Consider the following 18144-nt stretch of genomic DNA (forward strand, 5'->3'; position numbering starts at 1 on the left):
TCCCATGGCTTCTGTCATCCGCCACGACTGGCACCCCGAGGAGCTGCTGGCGCTGTTTGAGCTGCCCCTCCCGGAGCTGCTGTACCGGGCCGCGGGCGTGCATCGGGAGGCGTTCGATCCGGCCGAGGTGCAGGTGTCCACCCTGCTCTCGGTCAAGACCGGCGGCTGCCCGGAAGACTGCGCGTACTGTCCGCAGGCGCAGCGCTATGACACCGGGGTGGGCGCGCAGAAGCTGATGGCCACCGACGAGGTGGTCGCCAAGGCCCGGCAGGCCAAGGCAGCGGGCGCGTCGCGGTTCTGCATGGGTGCGGCCTGGCGTTCGCCCAAGGACCGCGACATTCCGAAGGTGGCGGCGATGATCCGCGAGGTGAAGGCGCTGGGGCTGGAGACCTGCGCCACCCTGGGCATGCTCGACGGCCCGCAGGCGGCCGCGCTGCGCGAGGCCGGGCTGGACTACTACAACCACAACCTGGACACCGCGCCGGACTACTACGACTCCATCATCCATACCCGCCAGTACCAGGACCGGTTGGATACGCTTGAACACGTGCGCCAGGCCGGGCTGAAGACCTGCTGCGGCGGCATCGTCGGCATGGGCGAGACCCGCGCGCACCGCGCCGGGCTGCTGCTGGCGCTGGCCAACCTGCCGGCCCACCCCGATTCGGTGCCGATCAACCGGCTGGTGCAGGTGGCTGGCACGCCGCTGCACGGCAGCGCCGGGCTGGACCCGTTCGAATTCGTGCGGATGATCGCAGTGGCCCGCATCACCATGCCGCAGGCGATGGTGCGGCTCTCGGCCGGGCGCGAGACGATGAGCGACGAACTGCAGGCGCTGTGCTTCCTGGCCGGGGCCAACTCCATCTTCTACGGCGAGAAGCTGCTGACCACCGGCAACCCGGACACCGAGCGCGACCTGGCCCTGTTCAGCCGGTTGGGACTGCGCCCGATGGCGGTGCAGGTGGATGCCACCGTGCATGCCGACATCACCTGTGGCCGCGGTTGCGGACAAGCGGCCTGAGCCCCGCCCCGGGCGGTGCAGCGCAACGCACGGCAACCGGGTACGCTAGCTCCCCTGCCCGCCCATGAGACATGACGACCATGGCCCGTCCTGACCTGCACGACCGTATTCAGTCCCAGCGCAAGCTTCGCGATGCGCAGGGCCGGATCCGCGTGCGCCGCACCATGACCCGCCGGGATGGCGTGCGTCTGGAACTCAATGGCCAGTGGCTCACTGGCTTCTGCAGCAACGACTACCTGGGCCTGTCCCAGCAGTTCGGCGTGGTCAGTGCCCTGCAGGACGCCGCCGCGCGCGAAGGCGCCGGCGCCACCGCTTCGCATCTGATCTGCGGACACCATGCGCTGCACGAGGCGCTGGAACAGGAAGTGGCCGACTGGCTCGGCTACCCGCGCGCGCTGCTGTTCGGGAGCGGGTTTGCCGCCAACCTGGCCGTGCAGCAGGCGCTGCTGACCGAAGAAGACGATGTGTGCGTGCAGGACCGGCTCAACCACGCCAGCCTGCTCGATGCCACGCGCCTGGCCGGTTGCCGCCTGCGCCGCTACCCGCACCTGGACACCGAAGGCGCGCTGCGCCAGCTCAAGCACGCGGCCGAAGGCGCGGCGATGCTGGTCACCGATGGCGTCTTCAGCATGGACGGCGATATCGCGCCGCTGCGCTCGCTGTCGCTGGTGGCGCGCATGCAGCAGGCCCTGCTGTATGTCGACGACGCGCACGGCGTGGGCGTGGTCGGCGAGCATGGCCGTGGCTGCGTGGCCGAGGCCGGGCTGGGCGTGGCCGACGTGCCGCTGCAGCTGGTGACGCTCGGCAAGGCCCTGGGTGGCAGTGGTGCGGTGGTGGTCGGCAATGACGCGCTGATCCAGCACCTGGCCGAAACCGCACGCCCCTACATCTACACCACCGCCGTGCCGCCGGCGCAGGCCGCTGCCGCCCTGGCGGCGGTGAAGCTGGCCCGCCGCGACGACTGGCGCCGCGAGAAGCTGGCCGAGCTGGTCGGCGTGTTCCGTGCCGGCGCGCGCCAGCACGGGCTCGAACTGATGCCGTCGGACACGCCGATCCAGCCGCTGCTGTGCGGGGCCGAGTCGACCGTGATGGCGCTGTCGGCCGCCCTGGAAGCAGCTGGTTTCCTGGTCAGCGCGATCCGCCCGCCGACCGTGCCCGAGGGCAAGGCACGCCTGCGCGTGACCCTGTCCGCGCTGCACACCGTGCCGGAAGTGCGCGCGTTGACCGACGCGATCGCGCACGCGCGCGACCATGTGCTGCGCCAGCAGTCACTGGATGCACTGAGCGCGTGATGCACGGGCGGTACCGGTGAGCATGCATATCGAGGTGACCGGCAGCGGGCCGGCACTGGTGCTGATCCACGGCTGGGCCCTGCATGGCGGCGTGTTCGCGCCGCTGGTGGAGCGGCTTTCCGCGCAGTTCGAGCTGCACCTGGTGGACCTGCCCGGGCATGGCCACAGCCGCGACGATGCCACGCCGCTGCGCCTGCCTTTCGTGGTCAACGCGATTGCCACCGCCACCCCGCCAGCCGTGTGGTGCGGCTGGTCGCTGGGCGGCCTGTTCGCACTGCACGCCGCGGCCACCGTACCCAAGGTGCGCGGGCTGGCGATGATCGCGGCAACGCCGCGCTTCGTGCGTGGCGAGGACTGGCCGCACGCAGTGGAACCGTCCGTGTTCGAACAGTTCGGCCAGGACCTGGCCACCGACTACCGCGGCACCCTGGAGCGCTTCCTGGCACTGGATGCGATGGGCTCCGAGCACGCGCGCCAGGAGCTGCGCAGCCTGCGCGCCATGCTGGTGGAGCGCGGCGAGCCCGCGCCGCGCGCCCTGCAGGAAGGCCTGCGCCTGCTCGAGGGCACCGACCTGCGCGGCGCCCTGCCCAGCCTGCCGGTCCCCAGCCTGTGGCTGGCCGGGCAGCGCGACCGGCTGGTGTCGGCGCGTGGCATGCAGGCCGCTGCGGCGCTGGCACCGCGTTCCAGCGTGCATGTGGTCACCCATGGCGGCCACGCGCCGTTCCTCGGCCACACCGACGATGTGGCCGCACAGCTGCTCCACTTTGTTTCCACCCTTCCGCCTTTACGGAACTGAGCCATGGACCTTGGAATTGCCGGCCGCTGGGCCCTCGTCTGCGCCGCCAGCAAGGGATTGGGCCTGGGTTGCGCCCGAGCACTGGCCCGCGAAGGGGTGAACGTGGTGATCGCCGCACGCGGTGAACAGGCTCTGGACCAGGCGGGAGAGGAACTGCGGGCGCTGCCCGGCGCCGGCCAGGTGGTCACCGTGGTCGCCGACGTCACCACCGAAGCCGGCCGCGCCGCCGCGTTGGCTGCTTGCCCGCAGGTGGACATCCTGGTCACCAACGCCGGCGGCCCGCCGGCCGGCGACTTCCGCCAGTTCGAACGGGAGGACTGGATCGCGGCGCTGGACGCGAACATGCTGGCGCCGATCGCGCTGATCCGCGCCACCGTGGACGGCATGATCGAGCGCGGCTTTGGTCGCGTGGTCAACATCACGTCCTCGTCGGTGAAGGCACCGATCGACATCCTGGCGCTGTCCAACGGCGCGCGCTCGGGCCTGACCGGTTTCGTGGCTGGGCTGGCGCGACGCACCGTGGCCCACAACGTGACCCTCAACAACCTGCTGCCCGGCCAGTTCGATACCGACCGCCTGCGCGGCAATTTCGCCTACATGGCGCAGCAGCAGGGCGTGGACGCCGGGCAGATCGCCGAGCGCAAACGCACCCATATTCCCGCCGGCCGGTTCGGCAGGGCCGACGAATTCGGCGCGGCCTGTGCGTTCCTGTGCAGCGCGCAGGCCGGCTACATCACCGGGCAGAACCTGCTGATCGACGGCGGCGCCTACCCCGGCACGTTCTGACCCGTACCTTCCTGTTTTCCGCAGTTGTTTTCCGCAGTGAGCCTTGCATGACCACCGACTTCGATCCCCAGCATGTCCGCCGCGCGTTCTCGCGTGCCGCCACCAGCTACGACGCCGCCGCTGCCCTGCAGCGCGAGGTGGAAAAGCGCCTGCTCGAGTCGCTGGATTACCTGGAAGCGCGGCAGCCGGAGGTGGTGCTGGACGTTGGCAGCGGCACCGGGCATGCCAGCGCGGCGATGAAGAAGCGCTGGCCAAAGGCGCAGGTGATCGCACTGGACATGGCCTTGCCGATGCTGCGCGAGTCGAAGAAGCAGGCCGGCTGGTGGAAGCCGTTCGCACGCGTGTGCGGCGATGCGCGCGCATTGCCGCTGCTGGACCAGAGCGTGGACGTGATCTACAGCAACCTGTGCCTGCAGTGGGTGGACGACCTGCCGGCGGTGTTCGCCGGCTTCCGCCGCGCGCTGAAGCCGGGCGGGCTGCTGGTGTGTTCAACCTTCGGACCGGAAACGCTGATCGAACTGCGCGACGCGTTCGCCAGCGCCGACGACGTCCCGCATGTGAGCCGCTTCCCGCCGATCGCGCAGTTTGGCGACGCGCTGATGATGTCCGGGTTCCGCGACCCGGTGCTCGACCGTGACCTGTTTACGCTGACCTACAAGGACATGGACGCGTTGATGCGCGAGCTGCGCGCGATCGGCGCCACCAACGCGCGCCAGGACCGCCGCCATACCCTGACCGGGCGTGGCCGTTTCGCTGCAGCGCGTGCCGCCTACGAGCCGCTGCGCCGCGAAGACGGCACGCTGCCGAGCAGCTGGGAAGTGATCTACGCGCATGCGTGGGCGCCCGAAGCAGGGGCGCCGATCCGCGAGCACGGCCACGACGTGGCCACGGTGCCGGTGTCGGCCATTCCGATCCGTCGCAGGACGACCTGAGGAAATGGTCTTCGGCCGGCGGTCCGTGGGACACGCATGGCGTGTCGCTACGCATCAGGCATCGCGGCCAACGCGTAGAGACACGCCATGCGTGTCCCAAGCAGTGCCGACCGCAGCCGACTAAGCCCCGGTCGAGATCATGTCCCGGTGGAAGAAATAGATTTCCTGCGCCAGGAACTTCCAGCTGGTGTGGAAACTGCGGAACCGCGTGCTCGGCGTTGACGAGGCCAATGCATCGATGCCCAGCTCATGCGCCAGGCGCAGCGCGCGCGCCATGTGCAGCGGGTCGCTGACGATGATCACCCGGTGCAGCTTGCGTTTCTCCATCAGGCGCTGCGCTTCCACCAGGTTCTGCCGGGTGGTGCGCGAGGCGGTTTCGATCAGGATCGCGTTCTCCGGCACGCCCTGCTTCAGGGCATAGCGGCGCGCCACCTGCGATTCGGAAAAACGTGCACCGGTGCCGCCATAGCCGCCGGTGAAGATCAGCAGCGGCGCATAGCCCTGGTGGTACAGGTCCAGGCCATGCCGGATGCGCTCTTCGAACACCGGCGACGGCTTGGCGTCGTAGGCAGCGGCACCGAGCACGATGATCGCGTCGGCCTTGGCGGCCTGGTCACGCTCGCCGACCCAGACGATCCACGCGGTCACGCACAGCAGCCACGCCGCCAGCAGCAGGCACAACCGCCACAGCCAGCCGGCCAGTCCGACCCGGTGGCGCCGGGTCATGCCAGCGCCCATGGCAGCGCGTCCAGGTCCACATTGCCGCCGGACAGCACCACCCCGACCCGCTGCCCGGCAAAGCGTGCCGGCTCGGCCAGGATCGCGGCCAGGGCAATGGCCGAGGAGGGTTCCACCACCTGCTTGAGCACCTGCCAGAGCAGGCGCATGGCCGCCACGGTCGCCGCGTCATCCACCACGACCACCTCCGCCGCGCCGTGCAGCAGTGCGAAGTTGGGCGCGCCCAGGGTGCCGCGCAGGCCGTCGCAGATCGTGTCGGGGGTGAAGTCCAGGCGCAGCGCGCCTGCGGCCAGCGAACGTGCGGTATCGGCCGCGCCAGCCGGTTCGGCCAGCACCAGCCGGGCATTCGGAGCGGCGGCCTGCAGTGCCAACCGGGTGCCCGCCGCCAGCCCACCACCGCCCACCGGCACCACCAGCGTGTCGAAGGGCCCGTGGCTGCCGATCAGCTCCAACGCGGCGGTGCCCTGCCCGGCGATCACCCGCGCGTCGGCATAGGGATGCACCAGCGTCGCACCGGTGTCGGCCTCAACCTGGGCGCACATCGCCTCGCGTGCGGCAATGCTGGGCGCGCAGCGCCACAAGGTCGCCCCGTGGCGTTCGATATTGGCCAGCTTGGCCGCGACCGCACCGTCCGGCACCACCACGTGGCAGGCAATGCCCCGGGTGCGCGCGGCCAATGCCAGCGCGGCACCATGGTTGCCCGAAGAATGCGTGACCACCCCGCGCGCGGCGACTGCCTCGGGCAGGGCCCAGACCGCATTGCAGGCGCCGCGGAACTTGAACGCGCCGCCACGCTGCAGATGCTCGGCCTTGAATGCCAAGTGCGCGCCGCTCAATGCGTCCAGCGCGCGCGACTGCAGCACCGGGGTTACGCTGGCATGCGGCGCGATCCGCGCGGCGGCGGCCAACAGGTCATCGACGCAGGGCAGGGATGAATCGGTCATGACACAAGATTAACGGATGAAACGGCAACGGTTCATCCGCACCGGCCCGAGTTAAGGGCCGATTCAATGCCCCGGCCCGAAGCTGGACGCCTACCCTAGGGGGGACTCGAATCATGAAGATGCGCCTGATGTTCGCCGGCGGCCTGTTGTTGGCCCTGTCCGGCTGCGCGACCTACGACTACGTGGGTGGCGGCGGTGGCGGCAGTGGCTACTACCACGGTGCGCCGTCGGTGGAGTACCGCTACCCGGCCGGCTATCCATATGGCTATGGCAGCGGCTACTACGGTGGCGGCGGCTACTACGGCTATGGCGGTTACGGTGGCTACTACAACTACCCGATCTACCGCCCGTACCCGAATTACCGCCCGCCGCACAACCATCGTCCGCCGCCGCGTCCCGGCAACGGCAATGGCGGCCAGGTGCGTCCGCCGGACCGTCCGCGCTCGCCGTACAACGGTGGCTCGCCGTGGCGGAACATGGACTCGGTGGGTCGCCCGCAGCGTCCTGACCGTCCGCCGCAGCAGGTCCAGCAGCAGCGTCCGGTCAGCGCGCCGCAGTCCCGGCCGAGCCCGCCGCAGCAGCAGCGCAGCAATGGTTCACCGTGGCGGAACATGAATAAGTTGAACCAGCGCACACAAGAGAACTGAGACCGCTTGATTTTCACCTGCCTGCCGGTTCAATCTAGGCGGGCAGTGACGGCCCCGGTCGAAAAGTGACAAAAACGACCACGGGCGTCACATTGAGCTCTACGTCGATATCCGACAGGAACATCTGGATCCCCCCTGTTCCGGCCCTGTCGGATGTCGGCACCTACAAAACAGAAGGCCCCGCCAATGGCGGGGCCTTTTGTTTGCTGGCGTAGGGTGAGGCAAAAAACAGGGCCGACAGTCCCCCGACTGCCGGCCCCTCTGCTTCCCCGGGATGCGCATGGATCAGCCCCTGTTCCAATTCCGATCCGTAGCGCCTGACGGCGCCTGCCATCCTGGGTGCTATTGGGTTATCTGCAGATAACGTGCCAACTTGAGGGCCAATTGCGGATTTTTTTGCATACCCCCATTCAGGGAAGCGCTCCGAACGGCGCTAAAATTGTCGCCCGCGCCCTGCCCCAGGGCTGATCCGGGCCGTTCCGGCCCTGCTCCGAGCACCCCCATGACCGATTCTTTCTACGGCTACGACGTCATCGTGATCGGCGGCGGCCATGCCGGCACCGAAGCCGCGCTGGCGGCTGCCCGCAGTGGCGTACGCACCCTGCTGCTGACCCACAACGTGGAAACCATCGGCGCGATGAGCTGCAACCCGGCCATCGGCGGGATCGGCAAGGGCCATCTGGTCAAGGAGATCGACGCGCTGGGCGGCGCCATGGCGCATGCCGCGGATCGCGCCGGCATCCAGTGGCGCACGCTCAACGCCTCCAAGGGCCCGGCCGTGCGCGCCACCCGCTGCCAGGCCGACCGCAATCTGTACCGCATGGCGATCCGCGGCATGGTCGAGGCGCAGCCGAACCTGACCGTGTTCCAGGCCGCCGTGGACGACCTGGTGATTGAAGGCGACGCGGTGCGCGGGGTGATCACCCAGACCGGGCTGCAGTTCAACGCACCGGCGGTGGTACTGACCGCCGGTACCTTCCTGGCCGGCAAGATCCATGTCGGCCAGACCCAGTACGCCGCCGGCCGCATGGGCGACCCGCCGGCCACCACCCTGGCCGCGCGCCTGCGCGAGCGCCCGTTCGCGATCGACCGGCTCAAGACCGGCACGCCCCCGCGCATCGATGGCCGCTCGCTGGACTACAGCGTGATGGAGGAGCAGCCCGGCGACGATCCGCGCCCGGTGATGTCGTTCCTGGGCAGCGTGGACGAGCACCCGCAACAGGTGAGCTGCTGGATCACCCACACCAGCGAGCACACCCACGACATCATCCGCAGCGCGCTGCACCGCTCGCCGCTGTACAGCGGGCAGATCGAAGGCATCGGCCCGCGCTACTGCCCGTCGATCGAAGACAAGGTGGTGCGCTTCGCCGAAAAGGCCAGCCACCAGATCTTCGTCGAGCCCGAAGGGTTGGACGTCGTCGAGATCTACCCCAACGGCATTTCCACCTCGCTGCCGTTCGATGTGCAGCTGGCGCTGGTGCGCAGCATCCGCGGTTTCGAGAACGCGCACATCACCCGCCCGGGTTACGCCATCGAATACGACTTCTTCGATCCGCGCGGACTGAACAACACGCTGGAAACCAAGGCGGTGTCGGGACTGTTCTTCGCCGGGCAGATCAACGGCACCACCGGCTATGAAGAAGCGGCCGCGCAGGGCCTGCTGGCCGGCTTGAACGCCGCCCGCCGCGTACGCGACCAGGCCGGCTGGTGCCCGCGCCGCGACGAGGCCTACCTGGGCGTGCTGGTCGACGACCTGATCACCCACGGCACCACCGAGCCGTACCGCATGTTCACCAGCCGCGCCGAGTACCGGCTGCAGCTGCGCGAAGACAACGCCGACGTGCGCCTGACCGGGATCGGTCGTGAGCTGGGCGTGGTCGGCGACCGCCGCTGGGCTGCGTTCCAGGCCAAGCAGGAAGCGGTGGCGCAGGAGTCGGCGCGCCTGCGTGCGCTGTGGGCCACGCCGGCCAACGCGCTGGGTCGCGAAGTGGAGGCCACGCTGGGCGTGGCGGTAAGCCGCGAAACCAACGTGCTGGACCTGATCAAGCGTCCGGAACTGGACTACGCCAAGCTGATGCAGGTGCCCTCGCTGGGCCCGGGCGTGGACGATGCGAAGGTGGCCGAGCAGGTGGAGATCGGAGTGAAGTACGCCGGCTACCTGGACCGCCAGCGCGAGGAGATCGAGCGCCAGCAGCGCCATGAGAACACGGTCATCGACGCCGGCTTCGATTACGCGGGCGTGCGCGGGCTGTCGGCCGAGGTGCAGCAGAAGCTGGAGCGGGTGCGGCCGCAGACCATTGGGCAGGCACAGCGCATTCCGGGCATGACCCCGGCGGCGATTTCGCTGCTGCTGGTGCATCTGGAGCGCGCGCGGCGTGTTCGCGTCGCCTGATTGATTGTTTCAGCCACGCAGGGCGTGGCTCTACCGGACCTCTTCCCATGGTTTCTCTTCGTCCTTTTCTTGACACGTTCCCCGTCGTTGGCGAACGCGCCTATATCGACCCGGCCTGCACGATCATCGGTGACGTGGTGCTGGGCGACGACGTGTCGGTGTGGCCCGGCACGGTGATCCGTGGCGACGTCAACCATGTGCGGATCGGTGCGCGCAGCAACATCCAGGACGGCACCATCATCCATGTCAGCCACCACAGCCCGTACAACAAGGGCGGCTACCCGACCCTGATCGGCGAAGGCGTCACCGTCGGCCATGGCACCATCATCCATGCCTGCACCATCGGCGAGTACAGCCTGATCGGCATGGGCGCCTGCATCCTGGACGGGGCCACGGTCAGCCGGCACAGCTTCGTCGGGGCCGGCGCGGTGATCGGGCCGGGCAAGCTGGTCGGCGAAGGCGAGCTGTGGGTGGGCAACCCGGCGCGCCCGGTGCGCACGCTCAGCGCCCAGGAGATCGAGTCGCTGCACTACTCGGCCGACCACTATGTGCGCTTGAAGGACAAGTATTTGGGAATGTGAGCGGCGCGCGGTACAGTCGACACCCGACCCAGGAAGCCGTCGAGAACCGCATGCCGTTGGCAGCCGTCCGGAGTGACGTGTGCGCATGAGCGCGCCCATGCTGGATACCTACCGTGAAGTGATCACGCCCGAAGGCGTGCCCCTGCACCTGCCCGCCGCCGGCCCGGTGCCGCGCGCGCTGGCCTGGGCGATCGACTTCGTGATCCGTGTCGGCGCGCTGATGCTGCTCAGCATTCCGCTCACCGTGCTGGGCGAGTTCGGCCAGGGCCTGTACCTGGGCCTGATGTTCCTGCTGATGTGGGCCTACACCATCGTGCAGGAAGCCCTGTGGGGCCGCACCGTGGGCAAGCGCGTGCTGGGGCTGCGCGTGGTCGCGCAGGACGGCGCACCGATCGGCTGGATGGCCGCCATCACCCGCAACCTGCTGCGCACCGTGGACATGCTGCCGTTCGCCTACGCGCTGGGCCTGCTGTCGAGCCTGTTCGACCGCAACGGTCGCCGCCTCGGCGACCTGGTGGCCGGCACCGTGGTGGTGCACGACAGCGCCCGGCCACTCCCGGGCAGCGTGGCCATCGACACCGTGCTGGCCCCGCCGCAGCCGCTGCAGCCGGCCGAACAGGCTGCGATCGTCGCCTTTGCCGAGCGCGCGCCGCGGCTGTCCGGCCCGCGCCAGCAGGAACTGGCCGCGGTGGCCGCACCGATCAGCGGCGGCCAGGGCCAGGTCGGCGTGCTGCGCCTGTATGCCATGGCCAACTGGCTGCTGGGGCGCCGATGAGGCAGGAACAGTTCGTGGCCCGGTACCAGGCCGAGTGGCAGGCATTGGAGCGCTGGTTCGCGCTGCGTGGCGACCGTGCGCGGCACGCGCGCAACACCCTGGACCCGACCACGCTCAACGACGAAGATTTTCCACAGCGCTACCGGCGCCTGTGCCAGCAACTGGCGCTTGCCCGTCGGCGCGGCTACAGCCCACAGCTGGTGGCGCGCCTGCAGCTGCTGATGCAGCAGGGCCACGGCGTGCTCTACCGCACCCCGCCCCCGCGCTGGCGGCGTGCGCTGGAATTCCTGCTGGCCGATTTCCCGCTGCTGGTGCGCAGCCAGGCACGCAGCATGTGGGTGGCCACCGCGCTGTTCGTGGTGCCGCTGGTGGGCAGCTTCGCGCTGCTGCAGTGGCACCCGGAACTGGTCCACCTGCTGATGGACAACGCCCAGATCGCCTCCATGGAACGCATGTACGACCCGTCCTCCCCGCACCTGGGGCGGGACAGCGGTACCGACTGGATGATGTTCGGCTACTACATCATGAACAACATCAGCATCGGCCTGCGCACCTTCGCCAGCGGCCTGCTGGCCGGACTGGGCACGGTGCTGGTGCTGCTGTTCAACGGGCTCACCATCGGCGCCGCCGCCGGCCACCTGCAGCACATCGGCCACGGCGATCCGTTCTGGCGCTTCGTGGTCGGCCACGGCGCGTTCGAGCTGACCGCGATCGTGATTGCCGGCGGTGCCGGCCTGCAGCTGGGCATGAAGCTGCTCGCGCCCGGACGGCGCCGACGTATCGACGCGCTGGTCGACGGTGGCCGCATCGGCGCACGCCTGTGTCTGGGGGTGGCGGCGATGCTGCTGGTGGCCGCCTTCATCGAAGCGTTCTGGTCGTCCATTGCCGAAGTCCCCGCGTGGGGCAAGTACAGCGTGGCCGCCGTGTTGTGGATGGGCGTGCTGGTGTGGCTGTGGCGCGGTGGACGCGGAGCCGGCGATGCGGATTGACCAGCTCAACGTCACCCTGCGCGCGCGCTCGGAGTGGGAAGCGATGGAACTGGGCACCGCACTGGTGCGCCGCCATTCGCGCGCGATCTGGCTGCCGCTGGTGTGCGTGTCGCTGCCACTGTTCGCGCTGGTCAACGCCGCGGCCTGGTGGGCCGATGCGTTCGGCTGGGCCTGGCTGCTGATGTGGTGGCTCAAGCCGATCTCCGACCGGATCGCACTGTATGTGATGTCGCGGGGCGTGTTCGGCGAGGAGCCACGCCCGCTGCAGACCCTGCGCGCGCAGCGCCACTGGGGCTGGCGCGGCTTCTGGGGCTACCTGGGCTGGCGCCGCTTCAGTCCGTTCCGCTCCCTGCTGCTGCCGGTGAACCTGCTCGAAGGCAGCGATGCCACGCAGCGCAGCGTGCGGCGCCGCGCGGTGCTGGGCGGCACGTTCGGACACGCGGTGCTGCTTACTTTCATGTGCATGGTGTTCGAGGTGGTGATCGTCAGTGGCTGCATCGCGGCGATCTTCCTGTTCGTGCCGCTGGAGCTGCTCTCCGATTCGTGGCGCGCGGCGTGGGACATGGTGCGCCAGGACATGCCGGCCTGGGCGAAGCTGGGGGTGAATTTCCTGTTCTGGCTGGCGGCCACGTTGATCGGGCCGTTCTACGCCGGCGCCGGCTTTGCGCTGTACCTCAACCGCCGCACCGAGATGGAAGCCTGGGACGTGGAGATCGCGTTCCGCAGCCTGCGCGAACGCCTGCAGCAGGCCGCGCCATTGTTGGTGCTGGCGCTGGTGCTGTGCTGGCCGATGGGTGCGCTGCATGCGCAGGCGTCCGATGAGGCACCCAGCTGCGGTACGCCGGACGGTTTCCATGAAGACGCCGATCCGGACGCGGACGATGAAGGCATTCCCGAAGGCGTACCGGCGGACGATCCTTCCAACACCCCGGCGGTCATCTTCGGCGGCGCCCCCGACACCGCCGGCTTCCGCCAGGCCGTGCAGCGCGCCTATGAAGATCCGCTGGTGACGCCCACCCGCGAGGTCAGTCGCTGGGAACGCACGCTGAGCGATGCGGAGAAGGAGAAGAAAAAGCGCGAGAAAGACAGGAACAAGGACGCCAACCCGTACGCCAAGGGCCCGCGCCTGCCGGCGCAGATCGCCGAATGGCTCCTGTGGGGCCTGGTCGGCGCGCTGGTGCTGTTCCTGCTGGTCACTTCCCCCTGGTGGTTGCGCTGGTTGCGCGGCACCGGCACACGCCGACACCGAACGGAAGGCGCGGTGGTGGAAGAAGCGGTGGAACTGCCCGAGGTGATTCCGCCGGATCCGGCCGCGCGCGCGCGCGACCTGTGGCAGCAGGGCCGCCCACGCCAGGCGCTGGCCCTGCTGTACCGCGCCAGCGTGGAGTCGATGAGCGAACGCGCCGGGGTGGTGCTGCCGCCGGGCGCGACGGAGTCGCAGTGCCTGCGTGCGTCGCGACGCATGCCGGACGAGGCCGACCGCACCCTGTTCGCACGCGTGGTGCGGGTCTGGCAGTACGCGGCCTACGCCGGTCGCCTGCCGGAGCCGGATGACTTCGAGAACCTGGCCAGCACCCTGCAGTCGCAGTTCCGGTGGCGCGCATGAGCGCCCGCCTGCGCTGGCTGCTGGTGCTGGGCGTGCTGCTGGCGATCGGCGTGCCGCTGTCGATCGTGTTCCTGCGCACGCACGAAAAAGTGAGCCACACCGAACACCTGCCGCCGCAGGGTGAGGCCAGTTACAACCCGCTGTACGTGCTGGGCCAGGCGCTGCGCGCCGACGGCCTCACCACGCACGGCAGCCCGCGCATCGACCTGCCGCGCATGCAGCTCACGCCGGGCGACACGGTGCTGCTGTTGCAGGACAGTGTGGATGTACCCGGGCCTACCGCGCAGGCCCTGCTGGCCTGGGTCGAACGCGGCGGCCATCTGCTGCTGCGCACCTCCTCGCCCTACAGGGACGAGGACACCGCGCAGGGCCCGTTGCTGGATGCACTGGGCGTGGACACCGATTACTACGAGGGCGTGTGCAAGCCGTTCCACGTGGCCGACGACCCGGGCCACTCCGAGTTCTGCGCAGGCCTGCGTTTCGGCATCGACCCGCCGGAAGGCGTCCGTGTGGAGCGCGAGTGGGGCGACGACGACGGGCTGGTGTTCGTCCGCCTGCGCAAAGGGACCGGCACCATCGATGTGCTGTCGGACATGGAGTTCCTGAAGGGCACGCCGCGCAGCTTCACCGTGGACGACCCCAAGGGCAGCCTGGCCGACGGCCTGCACGACACCGCCCACCGCGACCTGACCCGCTACCTGCTCGAGCCCAACTACGGCAAGGGCACCGTGTGGCTGATCTACGGCTCGCGCCCGCCGACCCTGTGGTCGCGGATCTTCTACCAGGGCTGGCCGGTCTGGGTGCCGCTGCTGCTGGCGCTGCTCGGCTGGCTGTGGCAACGCGCGCAGCGTCTGGGCAGCGAACTGCCGGCGCCGGCCACCGAGCGCCGCTCGCTGCTGGAACACGTGCACGGCAGCGGCGAACACCTGCTGCGCTATGGCAAGGCGCCGCTGCTGTACGACGCGGTGCGCCGTGCTTTCCTGGCGCGGCTACGCCGGCGCGCGCCGACCGCCGCCGCGTTGAGCGGCGAAGCGCAGGTGCACGCCATCGCCACCCTGTTGCAGTGGCCACACACCCGCGTCCAGACCGCCCTGCAGGTGCCGGCATCGAAGGATGTCGCCGCCCTGCGTGACCGCATCCGCCTGCTGATCCAGATGAGAAACCTGCTATGACCGAGCCGACCGTTCCGCCGCCGCTGTCCCCTCCCGCGCTGACCGGCCAGAGCCTGGTCGAGCGTGTCGATGCCGTGCGCGAGGCCGTCGGCCGCGCCTTCATCGGCCAGGCCGAGGTGCTCGACCAGATCCTGATCGCGCTGCTGGCCGGTGGCCACGTGCTGATCGAAGGCGTACCCGGGCTGGGCAAGACGCTGCTGGTGCGCGCATTGGCGCAGGCCCTGGAGCTGGACTATGGGCGCGTGCAGTTCACCCCCGACCTGATGCCCAGCGACGTCAGCGGGCATGCGGTGTACGACCCGAAGTCGGAAAGCTTCAAGATCCGGCGCGGCCCGGTGTTCACCAACCTGCTGCTGGCCGACGAAATCAACCGCGCCCCGGCCAAGACCCAGTCGGCGCTGCTGGAAGTGATGCAGGAAGGCCAGGTCACCATCGAAGGCAAGGCGTTCGTGCTGAGTCCGCCGTTCCTGGCACTGGCCACGCAGAACCCGGTGGAGCAGGAAGGCACCTACCCGCTGCCCGAAGCGCAGCTGGACCGCTTCCTGCTCAAGGTGATCATCGACTACCCGGCGCTGGAGGACGAGAAGCGCATGGTGGACGCGATTACCACCGGGCGCAGCGCGTCCGACTTCGACCTGTCGCAGGTGCCGCGCGTGCTCAACGCCGCCGAGGTCATCGCGCTGCAGCAGGCCACCGCGGCGATCACGGTGGATCCGGAGGTGGTGGACTATGCGGTGCGCATCGTCGCCGCCACCCGCCATTTCCCCGGTATCGCACTCGGCGCCGGCCCGCGCGGCAGCATCGCGCTGGTGCGTGCGGCGCGCGCCCAGGCGGTCCTGTCCGGGCGCGACTTCGTCACCCCCGATGACGTGCGCGAAGTGGCCCGCCCGGCGCTGCGCCATCGCATTGCACTGGCCCCGGAGCTGCAGATCGAAGGCCAGTCGGCCGACGATGCACTGACCGCGTTGCTGGCCAAGGTGGAAGCGCCGCGCAAATGAGGCCAGGCCCGCTGCTGCTGGCGTTGCTGGTGGGCTGGGGACTGCTCGGCCTGCCGGTGGCGTTCGGGTTGCTGCCCCTGTGGGCGTGGCAGGCTACCGCCGCTGCAATTGCAGTGGTGGCGCTGATCGATCTGTTGCGGTTGCGCGCGCAGCCTTCGCCCACCGTGCAGCGCGAGCTGCCCGAGGCGCTGGCGTTGAACGTGGAACGGCGCACCACGCTGCGGTTTGAATCCAGCCGCCGCCAGCGCGTGGACGTGTTCGACCTGGTGCCGGGTGCGTGGGCACTGCAGGGCCTGCCGCGTGCTCTCACGCTCAAGCCGCTGGTGGCCAGCAGCGTGGAGTACACGCTCACGCCGACCGCGCGTGGTCGCTTTGAGTTCGAAGGCGTGCACCTGCGCGTGCATGCACCGTGGCGGCTGTGGCGCCAGCGACGCGTGTTGCCACCGGCGCTGACGGTACGCGTGTATCCCAATTTCGCACCACTGACCCGCTTTGCGTTGTTCAGTGCCGAACAGGCCTCGCGGCTGGTCGGCGCGCACCTCAAGCGGCGTCGCGGTGAAGGTACCGACTTCCACCAGATGCGCGAGTACCGCATCGGCGACAGCCTGCGCCAGATCGACTGGAAGGCGACCTCACGCGCGCGCAAGCTGATCTCGCGCGAGTACCAGGACGAGAAGAACCAGCAGCTGGTGCTGATGATCGACACCGGCCGACGGATGATGGCCAGCGAAGGTGGCATCTCGCATTTCGACCACGTGCTCAACGCGTCGCTGGTGGTGTCCTACCTCGCGCTGCGCCAAGGCGACGGGGTGGGCCTGTTTGCAGCCGGCGGCGAAAGCCGCTGGGTGGCACCGCAGCGCGGCATGGGCGCGATCGACGCGCTGCTGCGCGCCAGCTACGACCTGCAGGCGCAGCCGGTGGCGACCGACTACCTGGCGGCGGCTACCGAACTCAGCCTGCGCCAGCGCCGGCGCTCACTGGTGATGCTGGTCACCAACGTGCGCGACGAAGACATTGAAGACCTGCTGGTGGCGGTGCGCCTGCTGCAGCGCCAGCACCTGGTGTGCGTGGCCAGCCTGCGCGAGCGCGAGCTGGACGTGGCGCTGGAGCAGGAGGTGGAAACGCTGCAGGACGCCACGCAGGCGGGTGCGATCGCGCGTTATCTGCAGCAGCGCAATGACGCGCATGAAGCGCTGCGCAGCCATCGGGTGATGGTGCTGGATGTGACTGCGGATGCACTACCGGGAGCGTTGGTGGAACGCTACCTGGCGGTGAAGCGCGATGGATTGTTGTGATCAGACGTAAATGCGCGTGGGTGCTTCGTCGATGATCGCGTGCGGTACGAAGCGGGCGCTGTCGCGGGTGATCCGGCTGTTGTCCTCGCGGATGCCCATGCCACAGGCGTGGTCGCCGACCACCCAGCTGCCGATCAGCGGGTAACCGCCGTCGAACGCGGTGAGCGGGTGCGCGGCCTGGCGGATCGCCGGGCCGGTGTACGGGCCTTCGCTTTCCTGCCAGCTGCCGTCGGCCAGGTGCATGGCCACGTTCGCACCTTCGCGCGAGAACAGCGGCTTGCGCACCCAACCGGCGGGCAGCGCGCTGCCGTCGTCGAACTCGGCCGCGAGCAGGTTGGGATGGCCCCGGTGGCGCTGCCACAGCAGCGGCAGCACGCCCTTGTTGCTGAGAATCGCCTTCCACGCCGGTTCCAGCAGCTGCACGCCGGAGGTGGGCAGCGCCTGGCCGAACGACTCGGTCATCAGGTCTTCCAGCGGGTACAGCTTGAACAGGCTGCCGATGACGGTGTCGTCCAGCGCGGTGAAGCGGCCGTCTTCGGACAGGCCGATGTCTTCGATCGCGATCGCCTCGCCACGCAACCCGGCCTGGGCCGCGCAGTCGCGCAGGTACGCCACGGTGCCCTGGTCTTCCTCCGAACTGCCTACCGCGCTGAAGTACAGCGGCGGCGGCAGCTGCGCGCTCAGTTCGGCGAACCGGTCCACCAGCGCTTCATGGATCGCGTTGAACTGGTCGGCCTGCGGCGGCAGGCGGTTCTGGTTGCGCTGGTCTTCCAGCCATTGCCACTGGAAGAACGACGCCTCGAACAGCGAGGTCGGTGTGTCGTAATTGAGCTCGTAGAGCTTGGCCGGGCCGGTGCCGTCGTAGGCAAAGTCCAGCCGGCCATACAGGTGCGGTTCGCGGCGGCGCCAGCTGTCGGCGATCCAGTCGCGGAATGCCGGCGGAATCGCCAGCTGGTCCATCAGCTGTTCGCTGCGCACGACCTCGTCGACCAGGTCCATCGCCATCGCATGCAGCTGGGCGCTGGGGTCTTCGATGTCGTTTTCGATCTGGCGCAGGGTGAACGCGTAGTAAGCGGTTTCATCCCAGTACGGCAGCCCGTCGATGGTGTGGAAGCGGAAGCCGGACTCGGCCGCACGAGCGCGCCACTGGCTGCGCTCGTCGATACGCACACGCTTCATTGGA

17 protein-coding genes are annotated in these 18144 nt (G+C 69.2%); 14 read left to right on the forward strand and 3 right to left on the reverse strand.

The genetic code is table 11. From position 1 onward, the window contains the following. Nucleotides 1-4: 4 nt before the first annotated feature. The 5 genes from bioB (at nt 5) to bioC (ending at nt 4824) form a co-directional block, all read left to right on the forward strand. Complete coding sequence (gene bioB / locus HGB51_RS10230; protein ID WP_070208224.1) at nt 5-1018, forward strand: biotin synthase BioB; 1014 nt, start codon at nt 5-7, stop codon at nt 1016-1018. Between the two features lie 80 nt (nt 1019-1098). Further along, nucleotides 1099-2310 carry an 8-amino-7-oxononanoate synthase gene (gene bioF, locus HGB51_RS10235; RefSeq protein WP_070208235.1) on the forward strand — a complete coding sequence of 404 codons (1212 nt, stop codon included), beginning with the start codon at nt 1099-1101 and terminating at the stop codon, nt 2308-2310. Between the two features lie 22 nt (nt 2311-2332). After that, nucleotides 2333-3106, forward strand: coding sequence for a pimeloyl-ACP methyl ester esterase BioH (gene bioH / locus HGB51_RS10240; RefSeq protein ID WP_070208223.1), 774 nt, complete (start codon nt 2333-2335; stop codon nt 3104-3106). 3 nt (nt 3107-3109) lie between these two features. Next, entirely contained in the window at nt 3110-3892 is a 783-nt protein-coding gene (locus HGB51_RS10245) for an SDR family oxidoreductase (protein ID WP_070208222.1), read from the forward strand. Between the two features lie 47 nt (nt 3893-3939). Then, a complete protein-coding gene (gene bioC / locus HGB51_RS10250) occupies nt 3940-4824 on the forward strand; it encodes a malonyl-ACP O-methyltransferase BioC (protein WP_070208221.1) in 885 nt (294 codons plus the stop codon). A gap of 120 nt (nt 4825-4944) precedes the next feature. On the opposite strand, the gene HGB51_RS10255 is transcribed toward bioC, so the two are convergent. After that, entirely contained in the window at nt 4945-5562 is a 618-nt protein-coding gene (locus HGB51_RS10255) for a YdcF family protein (protein WP_070208220.1), read from the reverse strand. Then, entirely contained in the window at nt 5547-6506 is a 960-nt protein-coding gene (locus tag HGB51_RS10260; protein WP_070208219.1) for a pyridoxal-phosphate dependent enzyme, read from the reverse strand. Before HGB51_RS10260 ends, HGB51_RS10255 begins: the two co-directional genes overlap by 16 nt. A 113-nt stretch (nt 6507-6619) precedes the next feature. Between HGB51_RS10260 and HGB51_RS10265 the strand changes: the two genes are divergently transcribed. From HGB51_RS10265 to HGB51_RS10305, 9 genes are all read left to right on the forward strand, one after another. Further along, nucleotides 6620-7153, forward strand: a complete 534-nt coding sequence (locus HGB51_RS10265; protein WP_070208218.1) for a hypothetical protein — start codon at nt 6620-6622, stop codon at nt 7151-7153. Between the two features lie 502 nt (nt 7154-7655). Further along, on the forward strand, nt 7656-9545 hold the full coding sequence (gene mnmG, locus HGB51_RS10270) for a tRNA uridine-5-carboxymethylaminomethyl(34) synthesis enzyme MnmG (RefSeq protein WP_070208217.1): 1890 nt from the start codon (nt 7656-7658) through the stop codon (nt 9543-9545). 47 nt (nt 9546-9592) lie between these two features. Continuing rightward, a complete protein-coding gene (locus HGB51_RS10275) occupies nt 9593-10126 on the forward strand; it encodes a gamma carbonic anhydrase family protein (RefSeq protein ID WP_070208216.1) in 534 nt (177 codons plus the stop codon). An 85-nt stretch (nt 10127-10211) separates the two neighbouring features. Beyond that, the gene (locus HGB51_RS10280; protein WP_070208215.1) at nt 10212-10901 is read left to right on the forward strand and encodes an RDD family protein; all 690 of its coding nucleotides are present in this window, start codon (nt 10212-10214) and stop codon (nt 10899-10901) included. Continuing rightward, nucleotides 10898-11890: a stage II sporulation protein M gene (locus HGB51_RS10285; RefSeq protein WP_070208214.1), complete on the forward strand. Its 993-nt coding sequence runs from the start codon at nt 10898-10900 to the stop codon at nt 11888-11890. Before HGB51_RS10280 ends, HGB51_RS10285 begins: the two co-directional genes overlap by 4 nt. Continuing rightward, on the forward strand, nt 11880-13496 hold the full coding sequence (locus tag HGB51_RS10290) for a DUF4129 domain-containing protein (RefSeq protein ID WP_070208234.1): 1617 nt from the start codon (nt 11880-11882) through the stop codon (nt 13494-13496). The genes HGB51_RS10285 and HGB51_RS10290 overlap by 11 nt, the downstream gene beginning before the upstream one ends. Beyond that, the gene (locus HGB51_RS10295; protein WP_070208233.1) at nt 13493-14668 is read left to right on the forward strand and encodes a DUF4350 domain-containing protein; all 1176 of its coding nucleotides are present in this window, start codon (nt 13493-13495) and stop codon (nt 14666-14668) included. The genes HGB51_RS10290 and HGB51_RS10295 overlap by 4 nt, the downstream gene beginning before the upstream one ends. Then, nucleotides 14665-15666, forward strand: a complete 1002-nt coding sequence (locus tag HGB51_RS10300) for an AAA family ATPase (protein ID WP_070208213.1) — start codon at nt 14665-14667, stop codon at nt 15664-15666. Before HGB51_RS10295 ends, HGB51_RS10300 begins: the two co-directional genes overlap by 4 nt. Then, nucleotides 15663-16961, forward strand: a complete 1299-nt coding sequence (locus HGB51_RS10305) for a DUF58 domain-containing protein (protein WP_070208212.1) — start codon at nt 15663-15665, stop codon at nt 16959-16961. Before HGB51_RS10300 ends, HGB51_RS10305 begins: the two co-directional genes overlap by 4 nt. Here the strand turns inward: HGB51_RS10305 and HGB51_RS10310 are convergent, their stop codons facing one another. Further along, nucleotides 16962-18140, reverse strand: coding sequence for a glutathionylspermidine synthase family protein (locus HGB51_RS10310; protein WP_070208211.1), 1179 nt, complete (start codon nt 18138-18140; stop codon nt 16962-16964). Nucleotides 18141-18144 lie beyond the last annotated feature (4 nt).

It is taken from the genome of Stenotrophomonas bentonitica, assembly GCF_013185915.1.
Taxonomy (GTDB): Bacteria; Pseudomonadota; Gammaproteobacteria; order Xanthomonadales; family Xanthomonadaceae; genus Stenotrophomonas; species Stenotrophomonas bentonitica.